Raw genomic sequence first — 25,724 nt, 5'->3', positions numbered from 1 at the left:
CTGGGCTGGCTGGCGCTGTGCGGTGCCTGGCTACCAGCGCGGAGAGGGCAGGAAGAGTCGGCGGATAGGGTCATGGTGCGGGGGCATGCCGTCGGCGGTGACGAAGCCATGAACCCAGAAGCTGTCGAAAACCGTGGCGGCGGCAATGGCGAGTAGCAGCAGGGCCGATCCGGCGAACAAGGGCCGGGCGCCGCGCAGCGGGGCCGCCGGCATAAGGGCGAGCAATGCGAGTGGCAGAACGGGCAGGAAATAGCGACCCTGCGTCCCCTGGATATAGTCGGCGCCAAGCGGCGTGCCCGTCAGATACATGGCGGTTTCGATCAGCAGCGCCACCCCGGCCGCGATGGCGAGCCACCAGAGCCTTTGCCCCCATGAGACGCGCATGGCCGATCCGCTGCCAATCGCCGCGCCGAGCATTGCCAGCGCCAGCGGATAGGCGAGAAGAGGCAGCAAAATCGCATTCCAGCCGAAACGGCCGACGATCTGGAGCGCATAGACCGGCGTGCGTTCGGTGACGCTGGTGACAAGGATATGGAGATAGGCAAGCGGATCGTGCAGGATAACCGCCAATTGCTGACCGAGAGGCGCGGTCATGACCGTCTCGCCCGTCTTGCGCGACACGATATGGTAGAGCGCCTGGGTGCCGCCGGAGAGCTTCATCCACAGAAGAAAGGCGAAAGCGCCGATGACCATTGCGGCAAGGAGCGGCAGGGGTCGAAGATCGCGGCGGCTTTCCGGCCAGCGCAATCCGGCCGCCATCAACGGCAGATAGACGCCCTTGGCAAGCGCCAGCACGGGAGCGATCAGGTAGAGCGCCAGGCCGCGTTTCGCCGTCCACCCCATGAAGCCGACCCGCAGCGCCAAGGCAAGGCCGAGAAAGCCCGTGCCGTTGATGACCGCATCGGGGGAGAGCGAAGCATTTTGATAGCAGAAGGTCGGCAGCAGCGCCGTGGCGAGCAGGGCATTGCGGCCGAACGGAACAAGGCCGAGCGCCGCGGCCAGCATGGCCAGTGCGAACAGGGCGTTGACGATCCGGCCACTGTAGAAAGCTCCCAGATGCGGCAGGCCCAGGCTCTTGCCGATCGCCAGACCGGCCGCTCCGGGCAAATAGAGGGTGGGCGCATAGTTCGCCACATTGGGGAAATCGGCAAAGCGCCGCTCATCGGCACGGGATTTCCCGGCATCCCACGCGGTCATCAGCATGGACGGCCGGAACAGGCGGGCATCGGGTGATGCGCGCGTCGGGAAATGGGCGTCGTGCAGGTCGATGGCGGCGCGGGGAAGCTCCGCGCCGATCATCGCGCCCTGCTGCTTGGTCAGCATGCCGCCTTCGGAAAGGAGGAGCGCCTTCATAAAATGCTGATTCTCGTCGGGAGCCTGAAAGGGCGGCGTGACGCAGGCAAAGAAGAGGGTTGCGATGCAGATCAGGGCGTAGAGCCGCTTTTCCAGGCTGGTCCATGGCATATGGCCCGCCGTCGGCGGATTCGCCCGGCCGGATGTCCGTCTTTCCTGTCGCATCGATCGCCCCCTGTCTGGGCATGATGACCTAGCGGCAAGCTCTTAATATTTCGCGCCTATTTCTGATCTGCATCAACATATCGGGTGGGGATCGCGTAAGTCTTCCGTAATATTTCCGCGCCAGTGTCGTCAGGCTCGGGACCCAATGCTGGCTGGTTCGAGGTTTGAGGCAAAATGGCTCAGGGCCAGAAGGCAAGTCGCAGGAATATGTTGATATTTCCAGCCTTGCCGACGCAGCACTGGGGTCATTTTGGTCAAATTTCTGCGGGACGCCGAAATGGCTTCCATCTCGAACCGAAATGCGCTGACAAAGGCAATGAGCCTTCGCGGCGCGCATTTCGATGCCTCGACCCCTCCAGTAACGGGTCCTGAGCCTAGCGGAGAACCCCATGTATATCATTGATTTCCGGCATGATCTGAACCTGCTCGACATCCGATGGCGCGGCATCTTCACCGATGGGGCGATTGCGGAATATGCGCGCATATTGAAGCGCCAGTTCGTTGAGCAGGGGTTCCAGCCGGGCTATCTGCTGCGCATGGACATGACCGACAGCGCTGTCCAGACACAGGATGCGGTCGCATCCTTCGGTCGCCATCTCGGCGATTTTCCCAAGGCGAGGCGGATCGCCATCGTCACCCCCAGCGCCATTGCAAGCATGCAGGTGCGCCGGGTGATGACCCAATCCTATCTGCGGATATTTCCATGGGCTGAGCCGGCACTGGAGTGGCTGCTGGAGGATGAAGCAGCGGTGGCTGGGCTATAGCGGGCCATCCTGAGACCTTCGCATCACCTGCTCAGGTCAGATTCCTACGCTTCAACCCAGCTCAAAGCAAAATCAGCCCTCTTCCTCGATTTCCCGTTCCGCCGGAGGGTGAAGGCGCAGACGGCTGACGCGGCGTCCGTCGCTGTCCAGGATTTCCAGTTTCCAGCCGCTTTGCGCATGTTCGACGATCTCGCCGGGCTCGGGAACGCGGCCCGCGATCACGAAGGCCAGGCCGCCCAGCGTGTCGACATCTTCCTCTATGTCCGCCAGCTTTTCGTCGATTTCCTTCGCCACATCCTCCAGTTCGGCGCGGGCGTCGGCTTCCCAAAGGCCGCCATCCAGCGGAACCAGCATCGCTTCCGGTTCCTCGTCATGCTCGTCCTCCACCTCTCCGACGATTTCCTCGACCAGATCCTCGAAGGTGAGCAGCCCTTCCGTACCCGAATATTCGTCGAGCACGATGGCGAGATGGGTGCGCTTGGCGCGCATTTCCGCGAGCAGGTCCAGCGCCCCCATGCTTTCGGGAACATAGAGCGGCTGGCGGATCAGCGGTTCCAGCGTATCGGGCGCCGGCGCCTTGCCCGCTAATATGGCGAAGGCGTCGCGGATGTGGATCATGCCGACGATAGTGTCCAGATTTTCGCGATAGACGGGGATGCGGCTGTGTCCCGCCTCCGCGAACAGGGCGGCCAGATCGGCAAAGCTGGCCTTTTCCTCTATGGCGATGATGTCCGCGCGAGGGACCGCCACGTCATCGACCGTATGTTCGGAAAAGTGCAGCAGGTTGCGGACCATCTGGCGTTCGATGGCAGACAGGTCGCCCTTGGCAGGGGGCGCCGCGCCTTCCTCCTGCTCCTCCTCATCATATTCGTCGAGCGCATCCTCCAGCTCGCGCCGAAGGCTGTGGCTTTCCTCATCTCCGAAGAGCAGCGATTTCAGGCCGCTCCATAAACCGCCCTCATGGCTGCTACTGTCCGATTCCTTCGAACCGTTGCCGTCCTTGGGACTGCCTTCCGCCATCGTAGTTCCCGTTTCCCTGTTCACGGCATCGCCCGAGAAAGCCTGTCCTGAACCCGTTTGACGGTGGGCGCCGGCTTTCCGCTAAAAGCGATGCCACAAAATATTATCGATCCCCATAGGGATCGGAAATGCCCAGGCTGATCAGCGACTGCGTCTCCAGCGCTTCCATCGCTTCGGCCTCGGCGTCCTCCATATGATCATATCCCAGCAAATGAAAAGTCCCATGGACGATCAGATGCGTGGCATGATCGGCTATGGAGATGCCCTTTTCCGCGGCCTCGCTGGCGCAGACCCCTTCCGCCAGTACGATGTCGCCCAACAGCACCTCGCCATCGTCGGTGTTGGCGGTGGTTTCCAGCAAGTCCGACTGCACCATCGGGAAGGACAGGACGTTGGTCGGCCTGTCCTTGTCCCGATAGGCGCGGTTGAGCTGGTGGACCTCCTCGTCGGTGGTGAGTTTGACCGCGACCTCGTACAAGGCTTCGTCCGCGGCGAACGCGGCATAGGGGCTGTGCATGATGGCCGCGACGACGGCCCGCTGGGCCAGTAATTCCCAGTCGGTATCGGGCCAGCCCTGTTCGTGGAGAACGGCGACTTCAATCATTATGACGGTTTCCGTTCGCGCCGGGGGTAGTCGAGACATGGTGAAGGTCGAAATGTCGTTCCTCGACCCTGGGCTGTCCCGGACGCCTGCCTTGGCAGGCGGTCGAAGGGCTCGAAACGACCGGGTGCCGGGCGTGCATCTCAGGCATCCGGGCCCTCATAAGCCTGGACGATGCGGCCCACGACCGGGTGACGCACCACGTCGCTGATGCCGAAGGGCACGACGGAGATGCCCTCCACCCCCTCCAGCCGCGCGACGGCGTCCGCCAGACCGGAAATGCCCGGTTGCGGCAGATCCACCTGACGCGGGTCGCCACAGATGACCATGCGGCTGCCTTCACCGAAGCGGGTCAGGAACATCTTCATCTGGGCGACGGTGGTGTTCTGCGCTTCGTCCAGCACGATGAACGCGTTGGACAGGGTGCGGCCGCGCATGAAGGCGAGGGGGGCGATCTCGATCTCCCCCGACGCGATGCGGCGTTCGACCTGCTCTGCGGGGAGCGTGTCGTAGAGCGCGTCGTAGATCGGGCGGAGATAGGGGTCGACCTTCTCCTTCATGTCGCCGGGCAGGAAGCCAAGGCGCTCGCCCGCTTCCACGGCGGGGCGGGAGAGGATCAGGCGGTCGACGCTGCCGGTGATGAGCTGGCTCACGGCCTGCGCGACGGCGAGGTAGGTCTTGCCGGTGCCCGCCGGGCCCAGCGCGAAGATGATGTCGTTGCGGGTGAGCGCCGCCATATAGGTCACCTGCGTTGCGGAACGCGGGACGATGGTCTTCTTGCGCGTGCGGATCATGACCTTGGGCGGTTCGGCCACGTCATGGCGGATGATGCCGTCCAGCGTGGGCTCCGCGGACATGGCGATCACCGCCTCCACCGCGCCGGCATCGATTTCCTGGCCGGCGACGATACGGTTGTAGAGGCCTGTCATGACATCGCGCGCGCGGGCGGCCGCCTCGGCGTCTCCCTCGATCTGGAGCTTGTTGCCGCGCGCCGCGATATAGACGCCCAGGCGGTTTTCGATGGCCACCAGATTCTGGTCATATTGGCCGAACAGCGCGCCCAGCAGGTGCGGACGGTCGAAAGTGACTTCCAGCCGGGCGCGTTCTGCGACCTCGGTGCGGTGGTTATGATTGGGTTTCTTGGACATTCAGCAGCCTCCCTGTTCGTCAGTCACACTCGCGCGGGCGAGTATCCATCTCCTGTCGTTTGAGCCTGGTGGACAGGGCTGGAGATGGGTTCCCGTTGCCACGGGAACGACTGTGATTAGGTTCAAGCGGCCTTCCTCCTGCTGGGTTGTCCGGCCAGACTGTTCGGGCCGGCGCTGATGATATCGACTTCTACCATGTCCCCGATGGAAAGTTCCGGCGCGGTGACGTGGACGGACTGAAGCCAGGGCGTCTTGCCGATGAGCTGGCCGGGATGGCGGCCCTTGCGCTCCAGCAGGATGCCGGTGCGGCGGCCGACGGTGGCCGCGTTGAATTCCACCTGATGGCGGTTGATCAGCGCCTGCAGGCGGGCGAGCCGTTCGTCCATGACCTCCGCGGGGATCTGTCCGTCCATGTCGGCGGCGGGCGTGCCGGGGCGCGAACTATATTTGAAGCTGTAGCATTGGGCGTAGCGGACCTGCTCCACGATCTTCAGCGTATCCTCGAACTCGGCGTCGGTCTCACCGGGGAAGCCCACGATGAAGTCGCCGGAGAGCGCGATGTCCGGTCGGGCTTCGCGCACGCGTTCGATGATGCGCAGATAGCTGTCGGCGTCATGGCTTCGGTTCATCGCCTTCAGCACGCGGTCGTTCCCCGACTGCACCGGCAGGTGGAGGAAGGGCATCAGCTTGGGTTCGTCGCCATGGGCCGCGATCAGCCCGTCGCTCATGTCGTTGGGATGGCTGGTGGTGTAGCGGATGCGCTTGAGGGCGTCGATCTTCGCCAGTTCGCGGACCAGCCCGTCCATGCCCTGCGTCCGGCCCCTGTCGTCCTCGCCGGTCCAGGCATTGACGTTCTGGCCGAGCAGGGTGATCTCCCGCACGCCGCCGTCGACCAGCGCCTTCGCCTCGTCCAGGATCGCGGACCAACTGCGGCTGATTTCCGCGCCGCGTGTATAGGGGACCACGCAATAGGTGCAGAATTTGTCGCAGCCTTCCATGATCGTCAGGAAGGCGGTGGGGCGCGCCTGCTTCGTGCGCGCGGGAAGCGCGCCGAACTTCGACGCCAGCGGCATGTCCGTGTCGACGGCCTGTTCGCCACGGCCCGCCTTGTCGATCAGGTCGGGCAGGCGGTGATAGGCCTGTGGGCCGACGACGATGTCGACATTGCGGGCGCGCCGCTGGATTTCGCCGCCCTCCGCCTGAGCCACGCAGCCGGCGACCGCGATCATCGGGCGGCTGCCGTCCTCGCGGGTCATGCGGCCGATGTCGGAATAGACCTTGTCCACCGCCTTTTCGCGGATGTGGCAGGTGTTGAGGATGACCAGATCCGCCTCGGCGCCGTCGGCCGCGGCGGTCATGCCGCGCTCGCCCAGCATTTCGGCCATGCGCTCGCCATCATAGACGTTCATCTGGCAGCCGAAGGATTTGACGTGGAAGGTCGCTGGAGTCTTTTGGGCGTCGTACCGATTCATGCGGTCCAGCTATACAAGGGGTGCGCCGCAAGTAAAAGGCGGCAGGTGCGCGACGATGCTCGCGGCTATTCTTTCGCGGGCCGTCGCGGCCAAGGCCTTGCGATCAGGGCAGATTGCCGGATCGAACGGTTCCAGAAAGCGCAGGGTGACCTCCAGCCTGCCCTTGCGTTCCAGCAACCTCCTGACGTTCGCACCCGCCGGCTCGTCACTGTGCCAGCTGATTTCGGCGGTGGCCGGACCATAGTCGATATGGACAGGCTGAATCCGCACCGAGCGCGGAGGAGGCAGCAGGACCGAGAGCAGGGATGGCTTGAACGGCAGGAGGCCGGTGCCGTCGCTGGTGGTGCCCTCCGGGAAAAGCGCCACCGGCTGATGCCCCGCCAGCGCGGCGCGCAAGGCGTCGAGTTGCGAAGAGAGCGCGCCGCGGCGCTCGCGGGCGACGAAGAGCGTATTGTTCTGCGCGGCCAGCCAGCCGATGACGGGCCAGCGCGCGATGCCGTCATGCGCGACGAAGGCCGCACCCGTCGCACCGCCCAGCGCCAATATGTCCACCCAACTGACATGATTGGCGATGATGAAGCTGTCCCCTTGAAAGGGATGGCCGTCGATCCGCACCCGGGCGCCGACGGAACGCGCCGCCAGCGCCAGAAAACGCGGCGGCCAGGGCGACCGGCGCCGGGCCGCGCGCCAGAGCAGATGCGGGATGAGGCAGAGCAGCAGGCTGGCGGCCAAAGCCGTCAGGCGCATGAAGCGTCGAAGTGCGGCCAAGCTGTCTCAGCTCTTGCGGTCGAGCGCGACGCCGTAAAGTTCCATCCGGTGGTCGACCAGGCGGAAGCCAAGCTTTTCCGCGATCTGCTTCTGAAGCTGCTCCAGTTCGGGATCGACGAATTCGATGACATTGCCCGTCTCGACATCGATCAGATGGTCGTGATGGGATTCGGGCGCCGCCTCATATCGGGCGCGGCCGTCACCGAAATCGTGACGATCCAATATGCCCGCCTCCTCGAAGAGGCGGACCGTGCGGTACACGGTGGCGATGGAAATGCCCGGATCGATGGCAGCGGAGCGCCTGTGCAGTTCCTCCACATCCGGGTGATCCGTGGCGTCGCTCAGCACCTGGGCGATGACGCGGCGCTGTTCGGTGATGCGCAGGCCCTTTTCATGGCAAAGGGCTTCGACGTCGATCTTGCGGTTCATGCAGGCTCACTTGGCTGGAATGTGCGTAAGTTCGGAAAAGAGCCTAGCGGCTTTCGTCCTAGTATAAAAGGGGCGCGCGATACGCGCACCCCTTGCATGGGCGTTTGCCTGCGGTTTGCGCTGTTATTTGGGAGCGCGGACGCGACGGCGCTTGGTGCCGAGGCCGATCTTCTTGGCCAGGCTGCGGCGCTGTTCGGCATAGTTGGGCGCGACCATCGGATAATCGGCCGGCAGGCCCCATTTGGCGCGATAATCTTCGGGCGTCATCTGATAATGAGTCATCAGGTGGCGCTTCAGCATCTTCAGCTTCTTGCCGTCTTCCAGGCAGATGATGTAGTCGGGCTTGATCGACGAGCGGACCGAGACGGCGGGTTCGGGCTTCACCTCCGGCGCGGCGGCGGGAGTGGCCAGACCGGAAAGCGCGGCGTGCACATTCTGGATCAGGGTAGATACGTCAGAGACGGCAACGCTGTTGTTCGAGACATGGGCCGCGACAATATCCGACGTCAAAGTAATGAGCAGTTCGCTCTGCGCTGATTCAGTTTCCATTTCTTTTCCCTGCGAAGGCTATTGGTTGCGCGACCCGCCCGAGGAAAATCATTTCAGGAGCGGTATGGGTCAGCTATACCGATGGTTTCTGTTTTGCAAGGGCGGATTTAAATCATCTAAGCATGTCGATACGAAAGCTTAGCGCGTCGTGAAGTTGTCCATCGTTGCCGCGATAGTAACCGGGACGGCGGTGTACATATTCGAACCCGGCTTTTTCATATAGCCTTATTGCCGTATTCGACGCACGAACTTCCAGATTCATCGACGTAATGCCCCGCTTGCGCGCCGTCCTGAGGCTGTCGAGCAGCAGGTCCTCGCCAATGCCCCTCCCGCGCCAGAGCGGGCTGACGGCCAACAGCAGCAATTCGCATTCGTCAAGCACGGAACGGACCAGCGCGAAGCCGACCGGCGCGGCGTCGATCCGGGCGATGGTGAGCCAGGTTCCCGGCATGGTCATCACCCCGGCGAGCTGCGGCAATGTCCATGCTTCGCCAAAGGCCGGGTCGAAGGCGCGCACCATGACGTCCATGGCATCGCTCATCGCGTTGCGTTCGCCATCCTCATAGGTCTGGAGCGTCAGGCCCGGCGTCATGACGCTGCCCGTTCCGCCATCGGACGCGCATCCGCGCCACGGCAATAAAGGGGGGAGGGGGGGAGCGGCGGGAGCCCGGCGACCAGCGGATAGTCCGCGGCATCGGGATACAGGCTCACCGCTGTGCCATGGCCGCGCGCCGTCACCAGCGCTTCGGCGCCGGTGCCGTAGAGCGTGGGCTGCGTCAATTGCTTCGCCAGTTCGGCAATCGGCGTGGAGGCGGGCGGGCCGAGGGGCGCAAGCCCGTCAGTGGAGAAGGCCTGCCAGAACAACTCGCCATGACCGCCGGTAATGGTGACGGCCAGGGTCTCGTCCTTATGATCCCCTGCCGCCGCCCTGGCCGCGATCATGGCGAGCGCGCCATAGCCATGCAGCGGAATGTTCCAGGCCAGCGCCAGCGCCCGCGCGGCGGCGATCCCGATGCGCACGCCGGTGAAGCTGCCGGGGCCGACATCGACGGCGATCGCATCGGCCCGGCCGCCGTCGGGCAGGGCAGCGATGGCGGGCAGCAGCGCTTCGGCATGGCCACGCCCGACGATTTCATGAAAATGGCCCAGGGGCGCTCCGTCATCGAGCAGCGCCACGGACAGCGCCTGTGTCGCGGTGTCGATGACCAATATGCGCAAAGAAAACCCCTGTTGACCGCTCGCCCGATGCGATGCCCGGCTCTGCGGTTAATCGATCGGCACGGGTTTGCCAATTGTTCCCGGCCAACTGTTTCGCCGCTCAGACGGCGCGGACCTCCGTCACTTCGGGCACATAATGTTTGAGCAGTTGTTCGATCCCGTTCTTCAGCGTCGCCGTGGAGGAGGGGCAGCCGGAACAGGCGCCCTGCATGCGCAGATAGACGGTTCCCTTGTCGAAGCCGCGATAGATGATGTCGCCGCCGTCATTGGCCACGGCCGGCCGGACACGGGTGTCGATCAGCTCGCGAATCTGGGCGATGATCTCCTCATCTTCCGGATCGTCCGCAAATTCCTCCTCCTCGGGAACAAAGATTTCGCCTGCCGAGCCGGGCGCGAACAGCGGCATGTTGGCGGAAAAATGTTCGAGCAGGATCGAAAGGATGTCCGGCTTCACATCGCTCCACTGTGCGCCGGGCGCGATGGTGACGGAAATGAAGTCCCCGCCGAAAAAGACCCCCGTCACGTCGCCCAGGCCGAACAGCGCATCGGCCAGCGGCGAAGCCTCCGCTTCTTCCGGTGTGGCGAAATCGCGGGTGCCCATGCCCATGACCACGCGGCCGGGAATGAACTTGACGGTTGCCGGATTGGGCGTCGCTTCGGTCTCGATCAACATGCGCGCTATGTGGAGAGAAGACTGCGCAAGATCAAGCTTTCGTGCTAAATTGACTCCCGCAAATCGCTTGGCGCCGTCGATTGAGTCCCGCCTGAGATCGAAGGGAGAGAGAAGATGAGCAATGAGGCCGACATCCGCCATCGCTTCTGGACGGAATTGTCGCAAAGCCCGTTCCTGATGGTCGGGTTGAGAGGGTCGCCCGATCACAGTATGCCCATGACGGCGCAGCTCGATCCCGGCGCGAACCATTGCTTCTGGTTCTATACGACGCGGGAGAACCGGCTGGCCAGGGGCGGACCGGCCATGGCCCAGTTCGCAGGCAAGGGACATTTCCTGTTCGCCTGCATCGACGGCACCCTGGTCGAGGAGACGGACCCGGCGGTGATCGACCGGTACTGGACCCATGATGTGGCGAGCTGGTATCCCGGCGGACGGCAGGACCCGCATCTGACGATGCTCCGTTTCGATCTTGGCCGCGCGGAAATCTGGCGTGCCGACATGTCGCTTGGCGGCATGTTTCGGCAAATGTTCGGCGGAGACGTGCGCGAAGAGATGCGGAGCAAGCATGTGGAGGTGACGTTGTAGGGGGAGGCGAACGCCGCCACTTGCTTTTTCCCGCCATTCCCGCCATATGCGCTGCAACGCAGCAGCGGGCTTCACGCCCCTTCCAGCGATTGGCAGCGTGATCGCTTCGGCCCGAACGGGCATCGGGGCCGGCCAATGAAAGTCTGCGCCAAGCTTTGAGGCTTCCCTTTTCACGCGGGTCGTTTCGTAACCCGCCTTGCGTCCCGGCCCTGCCGGAAGACGCCGGGGCCCATTCGTGAGTTATCATCCATGCAATTTACCGACCTTGGCCTTGCCGAGCCGATCCTGAAGGCGCTGGCCGCCAAGAAATATGCCTCGCCGACGCCGATCCAGGCGCAGGCCATTCCCGTGCTGCTGAAGGGCAAGGACCTGTGCGGCATCGCGCAGACCGGCACCGGCAAGACCGCTGCCTTCGCGCTGCCCAGCCTTGACCATTTCGCCCGCAATCCCAAGCCGACGCCGCTCCAGGGCTGCCGCATGCTGGTGCTGTCGCCGACGCGCGAACTCGCCGCGCAGATCGCGCAGAGCTTCCGCGACTATGGCCGCTTCCTGAAGCTGTCCGTGGAGGTGGTGTTCGGCGGCGTGCCGATCAACCGGCAGATCCGGGCGCTGGGGCGCGGCGTCGACATCGTCGTGGCGACGCCGGGCCGTCTGCTCGACCTGATCGACCAGCGCGCCTTCACCATCAAGGACACCGAGATATTCGTCCTCGACGAAGCCGACCAGATGATGGACATGGGCTTCATCCACCCGTTGAAGCGCATCGCCAAGCTGCTGCCGAAGGAGCGGCAGAACCTCTTCTTCTCCGCCACCATGCCGGGCGAGATCGAGGCGCTGGCCAGCCAGTTCCTGCACGATCCGGTCAAGGTGAGCGTCGCGCCGCAGTCGACCACGGCGGAGCGGGTCCGGCAGCAGGCGACCTTCGTCAACCAGATGGAGAAGCAGGCGCTGCTCAACCTGACGATCCAGAAGGAAGACATCGACCGCGCGCTGATCTTCACCCGGACCAAGCATGGCGCCGACCGGGTCGTGCGCTTTCTGGAGGGCGCGGGCATCCAGGCCGTGGCGATCCATGGCAACAAGAGCCAGGCGCAGCGGACCACCGCGCTCCAGGCCTTCCGCCATGGCCATGTGAAGCTGCTGGTGGCGACCGACATCGCCGCGCGCGGCATCGACGTGTCGGGCGTCAGCCATGTCATCAATTTCGAACTGCCCAATGTGCCGGAACAATATGTCCACCGCATCGGCCGCACGGCGCGGGCAGGGGCGGAGGGCGTTGCGATCAGCTTCGTGGCGGACGACGAGCGGCCTTATCTGAAGGCCATCGAGCGGACGACCAAGGTGAAGCTGGACGTCGTCCCGCTGCCGGAGAATTTCGTCGAGGTGGTGCGCAATCTTCCCAAGGCCGCGCCGCAGCGCAAGGGTCGGGAGCAGACCCCGGAGCAGAAGACGCGGCGCGCCGACGGGCAACGCCGCTATCAGGACCAGCAGAAGCAGCAGCGCGGCAATACCGAACGGGCGCATCGGCCGGATGGCGAAGCTGCGAAGCCGGCAAAGAAGAATTTCCGGCGCCGTCGCGGCGGCAGCAATGTCGGCGCGCATAAGGGCGCGGTGCAGAAGACCGGCGGGCGGTAATCCTGGATATGATGGGCTCCTGCGAAGGCAGGAGCCCAGTCCTGCCGTTTGACCGGATTCCCGTCTTCGCGGGAAGATGAGGTTCCTTCCTCTTTGTCAGTGGCCATTCAGGAAAATCTCTTTAGGCTGCGCGGCCATGAGCTTTTCCTTCCGGCGTTCCGCCGCTTCGCTGTCCGTCCTTGCCCTGCTGCTTTCGGGAACGCCCGCGCCTCTGTGGGCGAAGACGGACCCGACTGCCACGTCCACGGCGCCGGGCTCTACCAAGGCGCAGGTCAGGCCATGGCTCTACGAGAACAGCGATGTTCCGATCGATCCGGCCTGGCGCTTCGGCACCCTGTCCAATGGCGTGCGCTATGCCGTCCGCCGCAATGGCGTGCCGCCGGGTCAGGTGTCGGTCCGGCTGCGGATCGACGCCGGCTCGCTGATGGAGCAGTCCGATGAGCTGGGATATGCCCATTTCATGGAGCATCTGACCTTCCGCGGCTCCCGCCATGTGCCCGACGGGGAATCCAAGCGCATCTGGCAGCGGCTGGGCGTCACCTTCGGCAGCGACAGCAATGCGCAGACGACGCCGACCGGGACCACCTATGCGCTCGACCTGCCGCAGGCGACGCAGGCCAGCCTGGGCGAAAGCATGAAGATACTCGCCGGCATGATGGCCGACCCCAATATCGTCGAGAGCGCCGTGAATGCCGAGCGGGCCGTGGTCCTTGCGGAAAAGCGGGAGAGCGACGGGCCGCAGATGCGGATTTCCGATGCGACCAGACGGCATTTCTTCGCTGGCCAGCCGCTGGCCGATCATAGCCCCATCGGCACGGTGGCAACGTTGAATGCCGTCACGGCGGCGAAGATGGAAGCTTTTCACCAGCGCTGGTACCGCCCGGAAAATGCCGTGATCTCGATTGCGGGCGACATCGACCCGGCCATGGCCGAGCAATTGATCAAGGATAATTTCGGCTCCTGGACCGTCCCCGGAAAGGGCGCGCCGCTACCCGATTTCGGGGAGCCCGACCCCAGGGCCCCTGCCACCAGGGTGACGGTGGAGCCCGGCGCGCCCACCGGCCTTACCATGGCCTGGCTGCGCCCGTGGAAGCCGCATGCCGACACCATCGTCTACAATCAGGACAAGCTGACCGACATGCTGGCCCTGCAGATCATCAGCCGCCGTCTGGAACAGGCTGCGCGCAGCGGCGGCAGCTTCCTGCAGGCAAGCGTGGATCAGCAGGATGTCAGCCGGTCCGCCGATGGCACCTTCGTCACCATCGTGCCCACGGGCGAGAATTGGGAAAAGGCGTTGGGCGACGTGCGCGCAATCATAGAGGATGCCAAGGCCGCGCCGCCAAGCCAGATAGAGATCGACCGCGAATATGCGCAGATGGACACCGCACTCGCGATTCAGGTCGAGAATGCCGATACGGAGGCGGGCGCCAAGCAGGCGAGCGACCTGGTGAGCGCGGTCGACATTCGCGAAACCACGGTCAGCCCGCAGGCGGCGCTGGACATCTTCCGCTCCGGCAAGACGGGCATGACGCCGCAGAAGATATTGGATTCGACCCGGCGGCTCTTCTCCGCCGGCGTCTTCCGCGCGCACCTGATCACTGGCAAGGTCCAGCCCGGCGTCGACGCGAAGCTGGCCGCCGCTGTCGCCGCGCCGGTCAAGGCGGCGACCAACGCGCGGCTGGCGGACAAGGTTGTGACCATGGCCGACCTGCCGAAGCTCGGCGCGCCGGGGAAGGTCGTTTCGCGTACGCCCATCGGCCTGCCGGGGATGGAAAGCATTGTCTTCTCCAACGGCGTCAAGCTGACCCTGTTCGCCAATGATGCGGAAACGGAGAAGGTGCGGATCAACGTCCGCTTCGGTCATGGCCAGCAGGCCTTTTCCCCGACCCGGCCCGTGCCGGGCTGGGCGGCGGATTATGCGCTGGTGGCGAGTGGAATAGGGAAGCTGGGCCAGCGGGAACTCGATGACCTGACCAATGGCCGCCGCATGGGGATGGATTTCGCCATCGACGACGACGCCTTTGAAATGCAGGCCGTAACGCGTCCGGCGGATTATAAGGACCAATTGCTGCTGTTCGCGACCAAGCTGTTTGCGCCGGGATGGGACCCCGCGCCGATCGCGCGCGTGAAGACGGGGGCAGGGGTCGCCTATGACGCGATGGAGCGGGCGCCGGATTCCGTGCTGGCGCGGGACCTCAACTGGTTGCTGCACGACAGGGATGTGCGGTTCCGCACGCCTTCGCGGGCGGAGATCGACGCGCTGACTCCGCAAGCCTTTCGCGCCACATGGGAACCGCTGCTGGCATCCGGGCCCGTCGAGATACAGATTTTCGGACAGGTGAAGGCGGACGATGCCATTGCAGCCGTGGCGGCGACCTTCGGTGCGCTGCCGCAGCGGGCGGATGTCCCGGTTCCCGCCGCCAACAAGCTGATGCGCTTTCCCGCCCATGTCGAAAGCCCGGTGATCCTGCGGCACAAGGGCGACAAGGAGCAAGCGGCGGCGGTCATGGCATGGCCCACGGCAGGCGGGTTCGCACTGACGAAGGAAGCGCGGCAGCTTGAGATCCTGACGCAGATTTTCAACGATCGGCTGTTCGACAAGCTGCGTTCGACCGAAGGCGCGGCTTATTCGCCCAGCGTCCAGAACAACTGGCCATTTTCCTATGAAAGCGGCGGTTACATATTGGTGACGAGCCAGGTGCGCCCGGATCGCGTCCGTTATTTCTACGGCGTGGTGAAGGACACGGCGGCGGACCTCGTCAAAAATCTAGTGAGCGAGGACGAATTGCAGCGCGCCGTCGCGCCGATGCGGCAATTGCTGATGCGGGCAGGGACAGGCAATGCCTTCTGGATGAACCAGATGGAGGGCGCTACCCACGACCCGCGCTATGTACAGGCGATGCAGACCATGGCGCAGGACATGCTGACCGTCACGCCAACCGATATTCGGGCGCTGGCGGCCAAATATCTGGTGCTCGGCAAGAGCTGGTCTGCGGTGGTGCTGCCCGATGGCGTCGCCGCCAAATAGGCGGACCGGCGGCTCAGGCCGGGACGCGCTCCGTCTGTTCCAGCAATTGGCTGTAGAGCCGCACATATTCCATGTGGATCGCGCGGATTTCCGGATTGCGGGAGCGGGCGGCCAGCCTGCGATTGCGGTCCAGCCGCGCCTCGAAATAGCTGCGGTCGAACGACATGTTGATACCCATTTCTTGCCTCCCGGGGGAACGATTTGGGGGCAGGAATGTTTCCGGCGGCCGAAAGTTGCGGCTGATTTCAGGCATTTCTGCTGCAACGCGGCAGACTGACCGGAAGCCGAGCCGGACCGAAGCCCGCGCCTTCAGTCCATGGCGCGAAGCGCGGCGACGATCATGAAGGCCGCGCATTTGGCGGTACGCTCAGCGCTGATGGTCGGTGCCGACAGGCTGCGATGGCCCAACCCGAACAAACAGGCCAGGATCATTTCTTCGGCGCTTTTCAGCGCTTCGCCTGACAATCCGGGGTTTGCGACGCAGGCGAAATCCCCCAGGGATTTCCGCAGGCCGTTGCACATGTCGGCAATCGTGCCCGCGACCCGCGCGTTGCGGAATCCCTCGGCCAGAATATCGAAGGACAGGGCCTCGTGCGGGTTGTCCATCACCTCCAGCAGCAGCAGTTCGAAGGTCCGCTCTATGCTGATCTCCCCTGCCTCGAGACGGTTCTGCAAGCTCAGGATCGTCGCTTCGCGTTCGCGCGTATCGCTATTCACGATCGCTTCGATAATGTCTTCCTTGCCCTTGAACAGCCGGTAGATCTGGCCGACGGACACATGCGCCGCGGCAGCCAGTTCGGCCATCGCGCTCTGATGAAAACCGTTGGCGGCGAACAGATCGCGGGCCGCATCCAATATGCGGTCCCTGGCATTCCGTTCATGTTGCAATGCAGCCAAAAATCTTCGTCCCGTCTTTTTTACTCTTGAACAAATTGTGGCATGTTCCTACCTGCCGCGCAAGCGGAATGAACGTTCATTCCAATTGAAGCCACCAGTGGAAACGGAGCATCGACCGATGCAAAAGGGGATTTTTGTCGGACTGTTCGCCTGCGCGTCGGCCCTTGCGCTGGGCGCCTGTGGCCAGCAGCAGCAGCCTGCGCCGCCGCCGCCCGCGGTCGGTGTGGTGAAATTGACGGTGGAAAACGCTCCGTTGACGACCGAGCTTCCCGGCCGCATCGCCGCAGTGGAAACGGCAGAGGTCCGGCCCCAGATCAGCGGCGTCATCCGCCGCCGGCTGTTCACCGAAGGCGCCGTGGTGCGTGCGGGCCAATTGCTCTACGAGATCGAGGATGCGCCCTATCGCGCCGCCCTGGGGCAGGCGCAGGGCGCGCTCTCTCGGGCGCAGGCATCGATCCGGGCGACGGGACTGCAGGCGCAGCGTTACAAGGAACTGGTCGGCATCAACGCCGTCAGCCGGCAGGAGGCCGACAATGCCGCCGCCTCGGCGCAGCAGGCGCGCGCCGATGTCGCCGCGCAGCGGGCGGCGGTGCAGGCCGCGCAGGTGAACCAGGATTTCACCCGCATAAGGGCCCCCATTTCCGGGCGGATCGGCCGTTCCCTGTTCACGCCGGGCGCGTTGGTGCAGGCAGGACAGGCCGACCCGCTGGCGACGATCCAGCGGACCGACGTCGTCTATGTCGACGTGACCCAGTCGGCCGCGCAGATCATCGACCTCAAACAGGCGATGAAGGCAGGCGGCGTAAGTGCCGCTAACGGCGCGCGGGTCCAGTTGCTGCTGCCCAATGGCAGCGTCTATCCGATCGAGGGGCGTCTGCAATTTTCCGAGGTGACGGTGGATCCCAGTTCGGGCGCGGTGACGCTGCGTGCGACCTTCGCCAATCCGGACGGCCTGTTGCTGCCCGGCATGTATGTGCGGGCCAGGCTGGTCGAGGGCCAACGCAGCCAGGCGATCCTTGCGCCGCAGCAGGGCATCACCCGTGATGCGCGGGGCCGGGCCACCGCCATGGTGGTGGGTGCGGACAACAAGGTCGAACTGCGTCAGGTCGAAACGGACCGGGCCATTGGCGACAAGTGGATCGTCACCAAGGGGCTGAAGGCGGGAGACAGGCTGGTCGTGGAGGGCCTGGTGAACCTGCGGCCCGGAACGGTCGTGAAGCCGGGCGCGCCGCAGCAGGTGACGGCGGGCAGGCAGGCGAATGCCGGCGGGGCGAACTAAGTCATGGCCCGCTATTTCATCGACAGGCCCATCTTCGCATGGGTCATCGCCATCGTCATCATGCTGGCCGGCATTCTGGCCCTGCGCTCGCTGGCCGTGGCGCAGTTTCCGGAGATCGCGCCGCCCGCGGTGACGATCGCCACCACCTATCCGGGCGCGAATGCGGAAACGCTGGAAAGCACGACGACGCAGATCATAGAGCAGCAGCTCAAGGGCATCGACAATCTCCGCTACTTCTCGTCCAGCAGCGATTCGGCGGGCAACCTCACCATCACCCTGACCTTCGAGCAGGGAACGGATGCCGACATCGCGCAGGTCCAGGTTCAGAACAAGCTGGCCCAGGCCACCCCCCTGTTGCCGCAGGAAGTGCAGCAACAGGGGCTGCGCGTCACCAAATCCACCTCGACCTTCCTGATGATCATGGCCGTCTATGCCGATGACGGCATTCATGATCAGCAGGATGCGGGCGATTTCGTCGCTTCCGCCCTGCAGGATCCGATCAGCCGCGTCGACGGCGTGGGGGATACCCAGTTGCTGGGCGCGCAATATGCGATGCGCATCTGGCTCGATCCCTATAAGATGGCCAATCTGGGCGTCACCACCGGCGACGTCAAATCCGCCATACGCGCCCAGAATGCGCAGGTTTCCGCAGGCCAGATCGGCGGCACGCCGTCGCCCCGCGGCCAGGCGCTGAACGCAACCGTGACGGCGCAGTCGCGCCTCAGGACCCCCGAAGAGTTCCGGCAGATCCGGCTGCGCAGCAACAGCAACGGATCGGTCGTCTATCTGGCGGATGTCGCCAGGGTCGAGTTGGGTGCGGAAAGCTACAGCTTCGGCGCGAGGTTCAATGGCCATCCGGCCGCCGGCTTCGGCGTAAGGCTGGCGCCGGGCGCCAATGCGCTCGATACGGTGGAAGGCGTGAAGAACCGGGTCAACGAACTGTCGAAAACCTTCCCGAGCTGGGTCAAATACGACTTCCCGGTAGACAATTCGACCTTCGTGAAACTGTCGGTGGAGCAGGTCATCCACACGCTGTTCGAAGCGACGCTGCTCGTCTTCGTGGTGATGTTCCTGTTCCTTCAGAACTGGCGCGCCACGCTGATCCCCACCATTGCGGTGCCGGTGGTGCTGTTGGGATCGCTGGCGATCCTCTATGCGGCGGGATTCACCATCAACACGCTGACGCTGTTCGGCATGGTGCTGGCGATCGGCCTGCTGGTCGACGACGCCATCGTCGTGGTCGAGAATGTCGAGCGCATCATACAGGAAGAAGGGCTTAGCCCAAAGGAAGCCGCGAAGAAGTCGATGGACGAGATCAGCGGCGCGTTGATCGGCATCGGCCTGGTGCTGTCGGCGGTGTTCCTGCCCATGGCGTTCTTCGGCGGGTCGACGGGCGTGATCTTCCGCCAGTTCTCCATCACCATCGTGTCCGCCATGGTGTTGTCGGTGCTGGTCGCGTTGATCCTGACGCCCGCGCTCTGCGCGACGATCCTGCGTCCCCGGGGGCACAGCCATGTCTGGACCGGCCCGCTGGGGTCGCGCTTCGGCCGCTTCTTCGACTGGTTCAACCGGACCTTCGACCGCAATGTCGTGCGATACGGCGCGACCGTGGAGAAGGTCGAGCGGCGCTGGGGCCGCACGATGCTGGTCTATGCATTGATCGTCGCGGGGATGGCGCTGGTCTTCCTGCGCCTGCCTGGCGGTTTCCTGCCCGATGAAGATCAGGGCATCATCATCAACCAGGTGTCGCTCCCGACCGGGTCGACGCTGGAGGAGACCGAACGGACGCTGGCGAAGGTGCGCGATCACTATATGACGGACGAGAAGCGGAATGTTGCCGCCGTCTTCACCATCTCCGGCTTCGGTTTCGTGGGCCAGGGCCAGAATGTCGGCCTCGCCTTTGTCAGGATGAAGGACTGGTCGCAGCGCGAGGGCGCCGACAACAAGGTGTCCGCCATCGCTTTGCGCGCCAATGGCGCGTTCCAGCGGATTTCCGCAGGCATGGCGATCGCCTTCGTGCCGCCCGCCGTGCAGGAACTGGGCAATGCCACCGGCTTCGACTTTCAGCTCGTGGACCGCGCCGGGCTGGGCCATGACAGGATGCTGGAGGCGCGCAACCAGTTGCTGGGCATGGCCATGGCCGACAAGCGGCTGGCGCAGGTGCGCCCCAACGGGCTGGAGGATACGCCGCAGCTCAAGCTCAACGTCGATCAGGCGGCAGCGGGCGCGCTGGGCATCGCCCAGTCCGACGTCAACGATACGATCAGCACGGCGATGGGCAGCAGCTACGTCAACGACTTCATCGACCGCGACCGGGTGAAGCGCGTCTATGTGCAGGCCGATGCGCCGTTCCGGACCACGCCGGATTCGATCGGCGTGCTGCATGTGCGGGGAAGCGGCGGCGCGATGGCGCCGATCTCTTCCTTTGCGACGACCGAATGGACCCATGGCCCGGCGAAGCTGGAGCGGTTCAACGGCGTGCCGTCGATGCAGATCATGGGTGCGCCCGCGCCGGGCGTTTCGACCGGCGAGGCGATGAAGGCGATGGAGGAAATGGCGGCCAAGCTGCCGGCAGGCGTCGGTTATGAATGGAACGGCATTTCCTATGAGGAGAAGACCTCCGGCGGGCAGGCGCCGGCGCTTTATGCGTTGTCGATGCTGATCGTGTTCCTGTGCCTCGCCGCGCTTTATGAAAGCTGGTCCGTGCCCATCGCCGTGATGCTGGTGGTGCCGCTGGGCGTGTTCGGCGCGGTGGTCGCCGCGATGCTGGTCGGCCTCAACAACGACATCTACCTTCAGGTCGGCCTGATCACGACCATCGGCGTGTCGGCCAAGAACGCCATCCTGATCGTCGAATTCGCCGAGGAGAAGATGCGCGAGGGGCTGCCACCTGCGCGGGCGGCGTTGGAGGCGGGCAAGCTGCGCCTGCGGCCGATCCTGATGACCAGCTTCGCCTTCGTCTTCGGCGTGCTGCCGCTGGCGGTGGCGAAGGGCGCGGGCGCAGGCGGCCAGAACGCCATAGGCTGGGCCGTGGTCGGCGGCATGCTGTCCGCGACGGTGCTCGCCATCTTCTTCGTGCCGGTCTTCTTCACCGTCGTGAAGCGGCTGTTCCGCGAACATCATGGCAAGGATCAAGGCGGGCATGAGGGCGGCGCCCGGCTGGGTCCGCAGGAGGCATGAGGATAATGAACAAGATGAAGCCGTTCTCGGCGGCTGCTCTGGCGCTGACGCTCGCGGCCTGCGACATGGCGCCCAAATATGTGCGCCCTGCCTTGCCGGTGCCGGGGGGGAGCCCGCAGGGGCCGGCCTATCCGGCTGGGCAAGGGCCGGCGATCGTTCCGGCGGATACGGCCTGGAAGGATTTCTTCGTCGATCCCCGCCTGGCGCGGGTGATCGAGACGTCGCTGGCCAATAATCGCGACCTGCGTGTCGCCCTTGCCAATGTCGAGCAGGCGCGGGCGCAATATCGCGTGCGGCGGGCGGACATATTTCCCACTGTGAACGCCAGCGGCAGCGCCACCTATCAGGACACGCCCTTCTCGCAGGTCGGGACGGGCCGGATGGACATCTATTCGGCGTCCGTGGGCGTGTCGGCCTGGGAAATCGACCTGTTCGGCCGGGTGCGCAACCTCAGCAGGGCGGCGCAGGAACAATATTTCGCATCGGTCGAGAACCGGAATGCGGCGCAGACCGCGCTGGTCGCAGAGGTCGCTAACGCCTGGCTCGCCATGGCGGCGGATCAGGAGCGGTTGAGGATTGCGCGCGATCTGGAAAAAGCCTTCGGCCAGACGCTGGACCTCACCAAGGCCCGCTTCGCCAAGGGGATCGCGTCGGAACTGGAAGTGCGGCAGGCGCAGACCAGCCATGACCGGGCGCGGTCCGACATTGCCGAGGCGACGACCCTGGTGGCGCAGGACCAGAATGCGCTGAACCTGCTTACCGGTATGACGGTGGCGGCGGAGGACTTGCCGGCGGCGATGCCGGATGGCGACGTCACCCTCTCCAACCTGCCGGCCGACCTGCCTTCCACGGCTTTGCTGCGACGCCCGGACATCATGGCGGCCGAACATCAGTTGCTGGCGGCCAATGCCAATATCGGCGCGGCGCGAGCGGCCTTCTTCCCGAATATCTCCCTGACTGCGGCGTTCGGGACGTTGAGCCTTGGCCTGTCCAATCTGTTCAAGTCGGGCAGCGACACATGGTCGGTGGTGCCGTCCGCCAGCCTGCCGATCTTCGATTTCGGCCGGAACAGGGGCAATCTGCGCTATGCGCGGGCCACCTATGACGCGATGGTCGCCACCTATGAGAAGAGCGTGCAGGCGGGTTTCCGCGAAGTCGCCGATGCGCTTGCCCGGCGCGGCACGATGACGGAGCAAATGGAGGCGCAGACATCCCTGCGGGATGCGGCGCGGGTAAGCTATCGCCTGTCGGAAGCGCGGTTCCGCGCCGGCGTCGATCCCTTCCTGACCACGCTGGATGCGCAGCGGACGCTCTATAATGCCGAACAGAGCCTGCTGGCGACACGGCTGGCGCGCGCCGCGAACATGGTCGAACTGTATCGCGCGATGGGTGGCGGCCTGAAATGATCTTTGACCGCAAGCGGCGGGAAGGCGGCCATGCATGTCATGCCCCATGCTGGCGTCGGCAAAGGGTTGAAAGGACAGGGCATGACTTATGCATATCGGACGCTGGCATCGCCCGTCGGTGAACTGACGCTGGTCGCGTGCGAGGCGGGGCTGGCGGCGGTCCTGTGGCAGGATGACGATCCCCGGCGGGTGCCCATGGGGCAGCGGACCGAAAGGGGCGATCATCCGGTGCTGGAGGAAGCGGGACGGCAACTGAATGAATATTTCGCCGGGCAGCGGGAGACGTTCGACCTGCCGCTGCATTTCAACGGCACGGATTTTCAGAAAAGCGTCTGGACCGCGCTGCTGACCATCCCCTTTGGACAAACGCGCAGCTATGCCGATATTGCCCGTCAGATCGGGAGACCGTCCGCTTGCCGCGCAGTGGGTGCCGCCAATGGGCGCAACCCGATTTCCATCATTGCGCCCTGCCACCGGGTAGTGGGCGCCAACGGCGCACTGACGGGCTTTGCAGGCGGCTTGAAGGCCAAAAGCTATCTGCTTGGTCTGGAGAGAAAATTTCTCTGACATCCATTCGAAAATGGCGCACCCAAGAGGATTCGAACCTCTGGCCTTTGCCTTCGGAGGGCAACGCTCTATCCAGCTGAGCTATGGGTGCGTGTCGCTGGTGCGAAGGGCCGCTTAGCAAAGCCCAATCGCTCGCGCCAGCATCAAAATCGCCTCAGGCCAAAGTTATTTCGCCATTTTCTGCATCGGCTGGAATTTCCCGAGGCCGCAGCTCGGTCCACGCTGCAATCCGCCAGTCTGATAGAGCACCGTGATGATGTCCACCGAGCAGAGCTGGGACAGGCTGGTCTTGTAGAGGAAGCGCCGCTCGAAACCCAGGCTGGGGCAACTCATCGGCAGGATATTCCGATAGACCTTGTTACCGTTCATGATGAAATCGATGGTCCTGTCGTCGCGGACCTCGGTGGAGCGGATCGCATTCAGTTGAACGCAATCGACCGGCTTGCCGGCGGGGACCAGATTGTCCGGAGCCTTCCCGGCGAGGGCGGGGGCAGCCGTGCAGGCGAGTGCCGCGGACAGGGCGAATTGGCGGATAAGGGGGGCAGACATATCGTCTCTCCTGTTGACTGTCCGGATGACGTCGCGGGAGCCTGTCATCCGTCCTGTCGATCCTTCTACCGCGCGGCGGCTGAACCGCGCAATAATCAGGGGCTGGTGCCGGGCGCGGGAGTCTTGGGCTTGAAGCGGCAGAGGTCGGCCACGATGCAGCGCCAGCATTCGGGCTTGCGCGCCTTGCAGACATAGCGGCCATGCAGGATCAGCCAGTGATGGGCATCGCGGCGGAAGGGGCCGGGAACGTTTTTCTCGAGCTTCAGTTCGACGGCAAGCGGCGTCTTGCCCGGCGCTAGGCCGGTACGGTTGCCGACACGGAAGATGTGGGTGTCGACCGCGAACGTTTCCTGCCCGAACGCGGTGTTGACCACGACATTGGCGGTCTTTCGCCCGACGCCGGGCAGGGTGGTCAGGACATCGCGATCCTGCGGCACCTCTCCGCCGAAATCGCGCAGGAGGATTTCGGACAGGGCGATGACGTTCTTCGCCTTGGCGTTGAAGAGGCCGATGGTCTTGATATGCTGTTTCAGGCCTTCTTCGCCCAGTTCCACCATCTGCTGTGGCGTGTGGACATCGCGGAAGAGCGCGCGGGTCGCCTTGTTGACGCCCACGTCCGTCGCCTGCGCGGAAAGCACCACCGCGACCAGCAACTGATAGACATTGCCATATTCCAGCTCCGTTCGGGGCGCCGGATTGGCTTCAGCGAGGCGGCTGAAGAAATCGAAGATCTGGTCCTTCTTCATCGGCGTTTACAGGCCCAGCACGCCCTTCATGTCGTAGCGGCCGACGGGTTGGCCGATCAGCCATTGGGCCCCCTTCACCGCGCCCCGCGCGAAGATGACGCGGTTTTCGGCGCGATGGCCGATTTCGATTCGCTCGCCCTCGGCCGCGAGGATCACCTGATGGTCGCCCGCCACCGATCCGCCGCGCAATGCCGCAAAGCCGATCGCACCCCTGGCCCGTGCGCCGGTGATGCCGTCGCGCCCGCGTTCGCTATGGTCGGCAAGAGCGATACCGCGCCCGCGCGCGGCGGCTTCGCCCAGCAACAGCGCAGTGCCGGAAGGCGCATCGACCTTATGACGATGGTGCATTTCGACGATCTCTATGTCCCAATCGTCGTTGAGGCGCGCCGCAGCCTGTTCCACCAGCGCCGCCAGCAGGTTGACGCCCAGAGAGGTATTGCCGGTCTGGAGGATCGGGACTTGCCTTGACGCTTCGTCGATCAGCGCATGGTGCGCGGATTCCAGTCCGGTGGTGCCGATGAGGATCGGCTTCTTTGCCGCAATGCAGGCGTCCAGATGGGCCGACAGGGCGGCGGGCACGGAAAAGTCGATCAGCACGTCGCTTTGCTCGGCCAGGGCAAGCGGATCGGCAGTGATGGCGATGCCGGGGGCAAGCTCTCCCGCGCCACCGCGGTCGGTGCCTCCGGCGATTTCCAGCCCAGCCTCCTGAGCGACCTGCGCGATGGCGCGTCCCATGCGGCCAGCCGCTCCGAAAATCCCGATCCTTGTCATCAGCCTCATTCCCTGGAAGGTCGGATGGCCGATGCCAGAACGGGCCGGGCTTGTCATCCCCGCGGTACGGAAATGGACGATAAATGGCTGGTTGGGCCAAGCCAATGATCCGTTCTGCAAAAACGATGTCCGGATGATCCCGAATGCGGCATAGCCATGACATGCAACCATGGCGCCGGAAGAAGAGATGGACGACATTCGCAATATCGTGATCCTGACCGGTGCGGGAATTTCGGCGGAAAGCGGCCTTGCCACCTTTCGCGGGCCCGATGGCCTGTGGGAGGGGCATCGGGTCGAGGATGTGTGCACGCCCGAAGCTCTGGCGCGGAATGCCGCGCTGGTGCATCGCTTCTATGACGAGCGGCGGGCCAGGCTGGATGAGGTGAAGCCCAATGCCGCGCATGAGGCGCTGGCGGCGCTGGATGCGGCATGGCCGGGCGAGCTGCTGATCGTCACGCAGAATGTGGACGATCTGCACGAGCGGGCCGGGGCGAAGCGGCTGGTTCACATGCATGGCGAGTTGCGGTCGGCGCTCTGTGCGGCTTGCGGCAAGGCGGTGCCATGGACGCCGGCTCTGCCCCCCGGCTCGGCCTGCGACGGGTGCGGGCGTCCGGCCCTGCGCCCCGACATCGTTTTCTTCGGGGAGATGCCCTATCGGATGAATCTGATCGACGATGCCTTGCGGCGGTCCGACCTGTTCGTTTCGGTGGGCACTTCCGGGGCGGTGTATCCGGCGGCGGGATTCGTGCAGACCGCGCGCCATGTGGGCGCCCGGACGCTGGAGTTGAATCTGGAGCCATCGGCGGGCAGCTTCTATTTCGAGGAAAGCCGTATTGGGGCGGCGAGTATCCTGGTGCCGGAATTGGTGCGCGAATTATTGGGGTAGTCCGGAACGGGCCGTTTCGCATGGCCATCGGACCG

Annotated in this window: 25 protein-coding genes and 1 tRNA gene; 9 read left to right on the top strand and 17 right to left on the bottom strand. The window is 64.4% G+C overall.

The window, feature by feature from the left end:
- Positions 1-30 precede the first annotated feature (30 nt).
- A complete protein-coding gene (locus EWH10_RS21990) occupies positions 31-1,464 on the bottom strand; it encodes a DUF2142 domain-containing protein (protein ID WP_130029978.1) in 1,434 nt (477 codons plus the stop codon).
- Positions 1,465-1,907: 443 nt separating this feature from the next.
- Between EWH10_RS21990 and EWH10_RS10815 the strand changes: the two genes are divergently transcribed.
- Positions 1,908-2,282 (top strand): hypothetical protein, encoded by a 375-nt coding sequence (locus EWH10_RS10815; RefSeq protein ID WP_025549176.1) that lies wholly within the window; start codon positions 1,908-1,910, stop codon positions 2,280-2,282.
- A gap of 72 nt (positions 2,283-2,354) precedes the next feature.
- Here the strand turns inward: EWH10_RS10815 and EWH10_RS10810 are convergent, their stop codons facing one another.
- From EWH10_RS10810 to EWH10_RS10765, 10 genes are all read right to left on the bottom strand, one after another.
- Positions 2,355-3,302 carry a hemolysin family protein gene (locus EWH10_RS10810; protein WP_044662457.1) on the bottom strand — a complete coding sequence of 316 codons (948 nt, stop codon included), beginning with the start codon at positions 3,300-3,302 and terminating at the stop codon, positions 2,355-2,357.
- Between the two features lie 103 nt (positions 3,303-3,405).
- Complete coding sequence (gene ybeY, locus EWH10_RS10805; protein ID WP_044662456.1) at positions 3,406-3,906, bottom strand: rRNA maturation RNase YbeY; 501 nt, start codon at positions 3,904-3,906, stop codon at positions 3,406-3,408.
- 140 nt (positions 3,907-4,046) lie between these two features.
- Complete coding sequence (locus EWH10_RS10800) at positions 4,047-5,051, bottom strand: PhoH family protein (protein WP_065846660.1); 1,005 nt, start codon at positions 5,049-5,051, stop codon at positions 4,047-4,049.
- A gap of 122 nt (positions 5,052-5,173) precedes the next feature.
- Positions 5,174-6,523 carry a tRNA (N6-isopentenyl adenosine(37)-C2)-methylthiotransferase MiaB gene (gene miaB, locus EWH10_RS10795; RefSeq protein WP_025549182.1) on the bottom strand — a complete coding sequence of 450 codons (1,350 nt, stop codon included), beginning with the start codon at positions 6,521-6,523 and terminating at the stop codon, positions 5,174-5,176.
- A gap of 9 nt (positions 6,524-6,532) precedes the next feature.
- Positions 6,533-7,291 (bottom strand): lysophospholipid acyltransferase family protein, encoded by a 759-nt coding sequence (locus EWH10_RS10790; protein WP_065846658.1) that lies wholly within the window; start codon positions 7,289-7,291, stop codon positions 6,533-6,535.
- Between the two features lie 6 nt (positions 7,292-7,297).
- On the bottom strand, positions 7,298-7,720 hold the full coding sequence (locus EWH10_RS10785; RefSeq protein WP_025549184.1) for a Fur family transcriptional regulator: 423 nt from the start codon (positions 7,718-7,720) through the stop codon (positions 7,298-7,300).
- 123 nt (positions 7,721-7,843) lie between these two features.
- Positions 7,844-8,269 carry a Ros/MucR family transcriptional regulator gene (locus EWH10_RS10780; protein ID WP_025549185.1) on the bottom strand — a complete coding sequence of 142 codons (426 nt, stop codon included), beginning with the start codon at positions 8,267-8,269 and terminating at the stop codon, positions 7,844-7,846.
- Between the two features lie 112 nt (positions 8,270-8,381).
- A complete protein-coding gene (locus EWH10_RS10775) occupies positions 8,382-8,861 on the bottom strand; it encodes a GNAT family N-acetyltransferase (protein WP_025549186.1) in 480 nt (159 codons plus the stop codon).
- Complete coding sequence (gene tsaB / locus EWH10_RS10770) at positions 8,858-9,487, bottom strand: tRNA (adenosine(37)-N6)-threonylcarbamoyltransferase complex dimerization subunit type 1 TsaB (RefSeq protein ID WP_044662454.1); 630 nt, start codon at positions 9,485-9,487, stop codon at positions 8,858-8,860. The genes EWH10_RS10775 and tsaB overlap by 4 nt, the downstream gene beginning before the upstream one ends.
- Positions 9,488-9,587: 100 nt before the next feature.
- On the bottom strand, positions 9,588-10,160 hold the full coding sequence (locus tag EWH10_RS10765; RefSeq protein ID WP_025549188.1) for a NifU family protein: 573 nt from the start codon (positions 10,158-10,160) through the stop codon (positions 9,588-9,590).
- 114 nt (positions 10,161-10,274) lie between these two features.
- Between EWH10_RS10765 and EWH10_RS10760 the strand changes: the two genes are divergently transcribed.
- The 3 genes from EWH10_RS10760 to EWH10_RS10750 all read left to right on the top strand — a co-directional run bounded on the left by EWH10_RS10760 (position 10,275) and on the right by EWH10_RS10750 (position 15,408).
- Positions 10,275-10,745 (top strand): pyridoxamine 5'-phosphate oxidase family protein, encoded by a 471-nt coding sequence (locus EWH10_RS10760; RefSeq protein ID WP_025549190.1) that lies wholly within the window; start codon positions 10,275-10,277, stop codon positions 10,743-10,745.
- A 249-nt stretch (positions 10,746-10,994) separates the two neighbouring features.
- A complete protein-coding gene (locus tag EWH10_RS10755; RefSeq protein WP_025549191.1) occupies positions 10,995-12,380 on the top strand; it encodes a DEAD/DEAH box helicase in 1,386 nt (461 codons plus the stop codon).
- Positions 12,381-12,516: 136 nt separating this feature from the next.
- Entirely contained in the window at positions 12,517-15,408 is a 2,892-nt protein-coding gene (locus EWH10_RS10750; RefSeq protein ID WP_044662453.1) for a M16 family metallopeptidase, read from the top strand.
- A 13-nt stretch (positions 15,409-15,421) separates the two neighbouring features.
- Here the strand turns inward: EWH10_RS10750 and EWH10_RS21740 are convergent, their stop codons facing one another.
- On the bottom strand, positions 15,422-15,586 hold the full coding sequence (locus tag EWH10_RS21740; RefSeq protein WP_165363355.1) for a hypothetical protein: 165 nt from the start codon (positions 15,584-15,586) through the stop codon (positions 15,422-15,424).
- Positions 15,587-15,717: 131 nt separating this feature from the next.
- Positions 15,718-16,305, bottom strand: a complete 588-nt coding sequence (locus tag EWH10_RS10745; protein WP_025549192.1) for a TetR/AcrR family transcriptional regulator — start codon at positions 16,303-16,305, stop codon at positions 15,718-15,720.
- Positions 16,306-16,423: 118 nt separating this feature from the next.
- Here EWH10_RS10745 and EWH10_RS10740 point away from each other — a divergent pair, with 118 nt between their 5' ends.
- From EWH10_RS10740 to EWH10_RS10725, 4 genes are all read left to right on the top strand, one after another.
- A complete protein-coding gene (locus EWH10_RS10740) occupies positions 16,424-17,584 on the top strand; it encodes an efflux RND transporter periplasmic adaptor subunit (protein WP_044662452.1) in 1,161 nt (386 codons plus the stop codon).
- Between the two features lie 3 nt (positions 17,585-17,587).
- Positions 17,588-20,764 (top strand): efflux RND transporter permease subunit, encoded by a 3,177-nt coding sequence (locus EWH10_RS10735; RefSeq protein WP_044662451.1) that lies wholly within the window; start codon positions 17,588-17,590, stop codon positions 20,762-20,764.
- 5 nt (positions 20,765-20,769) lie between these two features.
- Complete coding sequence (locus EWH10_RS10730; RefSeq protein WP_044662450.1) at positions 20,770-22,170, top strand: efflux transporter outer membrane subunit; 1,401 nt, start codon at positions 20,770-20,772, stop codon at positions 22,168-22,170.
- 81 nt (positions 22,171-22,251) lie between these two features.
- On the top strand, positions 22,252-22,737 hold the full coding sequence (locus tag EWH10_RS10725) for a methylated-DNA--[protein]-cysteine S-methyltransferase (protein WP_044663168.1): 486 nt from the start codon (positions 22,252-22,254) through the stop codon (positions 22,735-22,737).
- Between the two features lie 14 nt (positions 22,738-22,751).
- Here the strand turns inward: EWH10_RS10725 and EWH10_RS10720 are convergent.
- From EWH10_RS10720 to dapB, 4 genes are all read right to left on the bottom strand, one after another.
- Positions 22,752-22,828 (bottom strand) — tRNA-Arg (locus tag EWH10_RS10720).
- Positions 22,829-22,902: 74 nt separating this feature from the next.
- Positions 22,903-23,286 (bottom strand): hypothetical protein, encoded by a 384-nt coding sequence (locus tag EWH10_RS10715; protein WP_371873082.1) that lies wholly within the window; start codon positions 23,284-23,286, stop codon positions 22,903-22,905.
- A 95-nt stretch (positions 23,287-23,381) separates the two neighbouring features.
- Positions 23,382-24,032, bottom strand: a complete 651-nt coding sequence (nth, locus tag EWH10_RS10710; RefSeq protein ID WP_044662448.1) for an endonuclease III — start codon at positions 24,030-24,032, stop codon at positions 23,382-23,384.
- Positions 24,033-24,038: 6 nt separating this feature from the next.
- Positions 24,039-24,803: a 4-hydroxy-tetrahydrodipicolinate reductase gene (dapB, locus tag EWH10_RS10705; protein WP_044662447.1), complete on the bottom strand. Its 765-nt coding sequence runs from the start codon at positions 24,801-24,803 to the stop codon at positions 24,039-24,041.
- Positions 24,804-24,990: 187 nt separating this feature from the next.
- Between dapB and EWH10_RS10700 the strand changes: the two genes are divergently transcribed.
- Positions 24,991-25,689 (top strand): NAD-dependent deacylase, encoded by a 699-nt coding sequence (locus tag EWH10_RS10700; RefSeq protein WP_044663167.1) that lies wholly within the window; start codon positions 24,991-24,993, stop codon positions 25,687-25,689.
- The last annotated feature ends 35 nt before the right edge of the window (positions 25,690-25,724 follow it).

Origin of the sequence: Sphingobium fuliginis (assembly GCF_004152845.1) — a bacterium.
In the GTDB taxonomy this organism is placed as follows: domain Bacteria; phylum Pseudomonadota; class Alphaproteobacteria; order Sphingomonadales; family Sphingomonadaceae; genus Sphingobium; species Sphingobium fuliginis.
Note: the sequence above shows the minus strand (reverse complement) of the source record. Positions and strands in the feature narration are given on the sequence as shown.

What these genes read in the sequence shown, in the direction of transcription:
- EWH10_RS21740 (WP_165363355.1), bottom strand. Translation starts at nt 15,586, where the DNA reads ATGGGTATCAACATGTCGTTCGACCGCAGCTATTTCGAGGCGCGGCTG.
- EWH10_RS10700 (WP_044663167.1), top strand. Translation starts at nt 24,991, where the DNA reads ATGGACGACATTCGCAATATCGTGATCCTGACCGGTGCGGGAATTTCG.
- EWH10_RS10780 (WP_025549185.1), bottom strand. Translation starts at nt 8,269, where the DNA reads ATGGAAACTGAATCAGCGCAGAGCGAACTGCTCATTACTTTGACGTCG.
- ybeY (WP_044662456.1), bottom strand. Translation starts at nt 3,906, where the DNA reads ATGATTGAAGTCGCCGTTCTCCACGAACAGGGCTGGCCCGATACCGAC.
- EWH10_RS10765 (WP_025549188.1), bottom strand. Translation starts at nt 10,160, where the DNA reads ATGTTGATCGAGACCGAAGCGACGCCCAATCCGGCAACCGTCAAGTTC.
- EWH10_RS21990 (WP_130029978.1), bottom strand. Translation starts at nt 1,464, where the DNA reads ATGCCATGGACCAGCCTGGAAAAGCGGCTCTACGCCCTGATCTGCATC.
- EWH10_RS10775 (WP_025549186.1), bottom strand. Translation starts at nt 8,861, where the DNA reads ATGACGCCGGGCCTGACGCTCCAGACCTATGAGGATGGCGAACGCAAC.
- EWH10_RS10810 (WP_044662457.1), bottom strand. Translation starts at nt 3,302, where the DNA reads ATGGCGGAAGGCAGTCCCAAGGACGGCAACGGTTCGAAGGAATCGGAC.
- EWH10_RS10755 (WP_025549191.1), top strand. Translation starts at nt 10,995, where the DNA reads ATGCAATTTACCGACCTTGGCCTTGCCGAGCCGATCCTGAAGGCGCTG.
- EWH10_RS10800 (WP_065846660.1), bottom strand. Translation starts at nt 5,051, where the DNA reads ATGTCCAAGAAACCCAATCATAACCACCGCACCGAGGTCGCAGAACGC.
- EWH10_RS10735 (WP_044662451.1), top strand. Translation starts at nt 17,588, where the DNA reads ATGGCCCGCTATTTCATCGACAGGCCCATCTTCGCATGGGTCATCGCC.
- EWH10_RS10815 (WP_025549176.1), top strand. Translation starts at nt 1,908, where the DNA reads ATGTATATCATTGATTTCCGGCATGATCTGAACCTGCTCGACATCCGA.
- dapB (WP_044662447.1), bottom strand. Translation starts at nt 24,803, where the DNA reads ATGACAAGGATCGGGATTTTCGGAGCGGCTGGCCGCATGGGACGCGCC.
- EWH10_RS10715 (WP_371873082.1), bottom strand. Translation starts at nt 23,286, where the DNA reads ATGTCTGCCCCCCTTATCCGCCAATTCGCCCTGTCCGCGGCACTCGCC.
- EWH10_RS10725 (WP_044663168.1), top strand. Translation starts at nt 22,252, where the DNA reads ATGACTTATGCATATCGGACGCTGGCATCGCCCGTCGGTGAACTGACG.
- EWH10_RS10740 (WP_044662452.1), top strand. Translation starts at nt 16,424, where the DNA reads ATGCAAAAGGGGATTTTTGTCGGACTGTTCGCCTGCGCGTCGGCCCTT.
- EWH10_RS10730 (WP_044662450.1), top strand. Translation starts at nt 20,770, where the DNA reads ATGAACAAGATGAAGCCGTTCTCGGCGGCTGCTCTGGCGCTGACGCTC.
- nth (WP_044662448.1), bottom strand. Translation starts at nt 24,032, where the DNA reads ATGAAGAAGGACCAGATCTTCGATTTCTTCAGCCGCCTCGCTGAAGCC.
- EWH10_RS10785 (WP_025549184.1), bottom strand. Translation starts at nt 7,720, where the DNA reads ATGAACCGCAAGATCGACGTCGAAGCCCTTTGCCATGAAAAGGGCCTG.
- miaB (WP_025549182.1), bottom strand. Translation starts at nt 6,523, where the DNA reads ATGAATCGGTACGACGCCCAAAAGACTCCAGCGACCTTCCACGTCAAA.
- EWH10_RS10760 (WP_025549190.1), top strand. Translation starts at nt 10,275, where the DNA reads ATGAGCAATGAGGCCGACATCCGCCATCGCTTCTGGACGGAATTGTCG.
- EWH10_RS10750 (WP_044662453.1), top strand. Translation starts at nt 12,517, where the DNA reads ATGAGCTTTTCCTTCCGGCGTTCCGCCGCTTCGCTGTCCGTCCTTGCC.